This is a genomic window from Candidatus Aegiribacteria sp. (assembly GCA_021108005.1).
Taxonomy (GTDB): Bacteria; Fermentibacterota; Fermentibacteria; order Fermentibacterales; family JCC-6; genus Aegiribacteria.
This window is the reverse complement of the sequence record JAIORS010000016.1, coordinates 1-3,752: the sequence shown is the minus strand read 5'-3', so window position 1 is coordinate 3,752 and position 3,752 is coordinate 1. Positions and strand designations below refer to the sequence as shown.

General features: G+C 42.3%; 4 protein-coding genes. 3 read left to right on the top strand and 1 reads right to left on the bottom strand.

Translation table 11 applies throughout. The features are described 5' to 3' along the window. The coding region (locus tag K8S15_01175) for a GNAT family N-acetyltransferase (GenBank protein MCD4774645.1) at window positions 1-418 on the top strand (418 nt) is incomplete at its 5' end. Window positions 419-522: 104 nt separating this feature from the next. On the opposite strand, the gene K8S15_01170 is transcribed toward K8S15_01175, so the two are convergent. Continuing rightward, window positions 523-771: a hypothetical protein gene (locus tag K8S15_01170; protein MCD4774644.1), complete on the bottom strand. Its 249-nt coding sequence runs from the start codon at window positions 769-771 to the stop codon at window positions 523-525. Between the two features lie 618 nt (window positions 772-1,389). On the opposite strand from K8S15_01170, the gene K8S15_01165 reads away from it, so the two are divergent. After that, complete coding sequence (locus K8S15_01165; protein MCD4774643.1) at window positions 1,390-2,523, top strand: 6-bladed beta-propeller; 1,134 nt, start codon at window positions 1,390-1,392, stop codon at window positions 2,521-2,523. A 193-nt stretch (window positions 2,524-2,716) separates the two neighbouring features. After that, a partial coding sequence (locus K8S15_01160; protein MCD4774642.1) for a 6-bladed beta-propeller occupies window positions 2,717-3,752 on the top strand: 1,036 nt, incomplete at its 3' end.

The window sequence follows — 3,752 nt, the reverse complement described above, 5'->3', positions numbered from 1 at the left end:
GAAAAATCTGGGATTAAAAATTACCGGTGAGATACTTGATGAACACGTAAAAAAGGCTATGGAAACTTCGTTTAAATATGCCATGGAGGATAAAGAAAATTATTTGTGGTATACAAGTTGGCAAATAGTCTTAAAAGAAGAGAACCGTAGTATAGGTGGTATCGGATTCAAAAGTTGTCCCAATGAAAATGGTGAGGTAGAGGTTGGCTATGGGATACAATCTGAATATCAAGGAAAAGGGTATATAACCGAAGTTCTAAAAGAAATAATTAAATGGGCTTTCGAGCAACCGCAGGTTTCATCTGTAATTGCTGAAACAGAAAAGACAAACATTCCATCTTACAGAGTATTAGAAAAAGTTGGGATGGTAAAATATAGAGAAACCAAACAATGTTATTGGTGGAAAATAACAGCGTAGTTGCGATGTTATGCTAAAATTAAATAAAAAACTATGAGTAATGAAATAGAAATAAAAAAAGGAAATGAATTTGATAATAATTCTAGTGATCTTGCTGAATTAATCTATGAGTCATTTAAAGAAAAAGCAGATTCTTTAATTCCCGGGGGGCGTACCAAATTTACCTGGTTATATACAACACAATTACGATAATCAACGGCATCAAAAGCAGCGATCCACGAATCAGTAGTGTTTCCTCCCATATGAATCGTCCACTCCTGAGGTAAATCCATAAATTCCATATACTCCTCCGGGAGGACGAGAGAGATAGGAAGCCCCATGTCAGCTGCTTCACGGACAATACTAAAAAGCATAGTTGTCTTCCCTGTACCCGGTTGACCCGTTACTGCAATGACACCTGGTCATCCCTGCAGAATTTCCCTGATCATCTCCGTAATGGAGGTGTCAATCTCAAGCGAGCTCAGCTTCAAAGGACAGAGTAATTGTTCCGACTTACCCATCGCTGTTCTTACTTCCGCTTACTCACCGTTTTGATCGAAAGCCTCACTTATCTCTTTTATTTGTTGCCTAATCTGAGCGATTTATTGAAATACCCCGCACTTGACACAGAGCATAAGTTATTAGTATATTACAACTTGTAAAAAATCTTGTAACAAAACAACTGTTACCCAGCAAGTGAAAGGTACTTCATATCTAATATCGCAAAAACTCAGCGTTCTGCAAGTCTCAAAATTAACAGAATCGAAGTTACAGATGATAAACTGACAAGCAGGGCGGGCCTGTCTCCATCGGTACGATACCTGGGTAGCATAGATATTTTCCCCTCCTTGGAAAAACTCTTCTGTTCAATCAAAAAGAACAGGAAGGGTCAGAAGATATACTCGATCTTCAAGCAGATTATCTGCTTTCTGGCTGACGGAACAAGTTCCCACATCTCTTACTTCGATTATTTGTTCTTTAAGGAGGAATAAGTGAGATACCGCTCGATTACATCAGCCGGAATACTCATATCAATATCCACGATAATTATGTTGACCGGATGCGGAGCTGATGAAAAAACCCCGGAACTCCCCAAAATAGAGTACAAACTGGTAATTACCGATTCGATAGGAGTCGAGATCGGTGACGACGAATACATTCTCGGATGGCCTGTAAGCCCGACACATTCACCCGATGGTAATATTGTATTTGCTGATAGAATGAAGCATGCGGTATTCATGTATACACCGGAGGGAGAATTCATCAAATCAATAGGCAGGGAAGGTGAAGGGCCGGGTGAATTCAACGGTCCGGGCGTCCTGAAATTCTATTCTGATGGAAGTATGCTGATCGATGATCGGGATGGAATCTCTTTATTTGACAGCAACTACTGTTTCGTGAACCAGATGACCTGGTCGTTTATTGCTCCATCTCTAATTACTGCTCTGGACAGTGGCGGGTTTATAGGGAAACAGATCACTTTTAAACCAGAAGAAGATAGGGTTATATGGCTTACTACTCTCGCTCGGTGGGATGATGATCAGGAACCAGCCGTGGAGTATTTCACCGTTGAATTTGAACTTGTACCGTCAGATGTATCCGATTTCTCAGATGATAGAGAGATTGAAATAATTTGCTGTGCCACTCGCGATGGGCGAATTTTCTATTCACAGTCATCAATCGACGAGTTCGTGATTCACGGCTGCGAACCTGATGGTACACCATTCCTCCATATAGAGGATGAGGCTTTTCACAGAGTAAGAAAAAGTGAGGAAGATATTCAGGCTGAAAGGGATACATGGATCAGTTTAATCCGCATGATGCGTGGAGATTCATCACTACCCAGACCATTCAAAGTTGATCCATATAGAAGAGTTATCAATGATATGTTCGTAGATGGCGGCGAAAGGCTGTGGGTAAGGCTCGGGTGCTACTCTGGAATTGTCTATCGCGTATATGACTTCAGTGGTGAGATCCTCTTCAATGCCATGGTAGAGTATGAAGGCAATCCGGCTGACCTTAACAGCTGGGAAATTACTGGTGATGAACACGGATTTCTCGCAATTAATACATCACAAGAGTATTCTCAGAAGGTTTATATGCTTACTCTGGTTGAAGCTGAATAGTGCTTCAGTTCTGATCTAACTCTTCAGCCTTCATCTTCCCTCCGCACTTAGGACATTTCAATGCATTGATATCCCAGACCTTATCGAATGCAACTCAGACTTGCGTCCAAGTAGATGCTCAGTTATCAATGACGCAGGTCAACTCTACATTGAAATGGTATATATGGAAATCCGGGACATTCAAAGGGGGAGCATGAGATATACTGTAATAGTTGCTGTTTGTTTCTTTGCACTGTTTAGTTGCGGCGATGAAGAGAACAGCGTTACTAAAACCAATGAACGAGTTGTTCCAGTCGATACGCTTGTAATAGCAATGCAGATAGGAACTGATTACGGTGATTCCACAAATACCTTCGGTATGATTTCTGATGCTGCCATAGATAATAATGGTAACATCCTCGTTCTCGACCGGATGGTTGCAGATATCAAGATGTATGACAACCAGGGCGAGTATGTAAAAAATGTGACAAGGAGAGGCAACGGACCTGGAGAACTGGTTCTGCCCTGGGACATGTTTATTTTCGGTGACGGTAGATTGATGGTTTTAGATCCCGGCAAGCAGGGATTTATAGTTTTCGATGATTCCCTTCGGTTTATCGAAGAATTACAACTCTGGCAGCAGAACCCTCCATTCCAAAGCTGCGCGGTTTCAGACAACCAGTTCGCCTCATTTAAAGCTAATCTCGATATCACTGAAACTGAGGTAATAATACACCGAATGGTGGCACTCTACACATATGCTCAGGAGAACTATGATCTGCTGCTTTGGCAAGACTCCCTGTGTCTGCTACGAGAAGATGTCAGGAATGACCGGTCGTTACTCTACAACAACCTCGAAAAACCTGTGGCGATCTGCAGTGACGGTTTGGGTATAGTGTATTTTTCCCTTAGGAATGGAGATGAGTATTCGGTCACGGGATGGGACATCGAAGGTGCCGAAATGCTGGACATCTCCCTCGACCTGCCTCATGTAGAGAAAACTATGGAAGAAATGAAAGCCGAGAGCACGTATGTTACAAGCTACGTGGCAAGTAGAGGAAATGTGGGCCCCCAGTATGAGTTCCGTCCTGACCCCCTTAAGGACATGGTTGTCAACATCAATATTGGTCCCAACGGAAATCTCTGGGTTAGAAGAGGGACCACACTAATGCCATTCTTCGACATCTTCGACCCGACAAACGGTGAGTTGTTAAGACAGGCAATATTCATTGATGATGGTTATAGCTGGA

Bases quoted from the DNA above. Each gene is read 5' to 3' on its own strand.
- K8S15_01170 (MCD4774644.1), bottom strand. From the start codon at position 771: ATGCTTTTTAGTATTGTCCGTGAAGCAGCTGACATGGGGCTTCCTATC.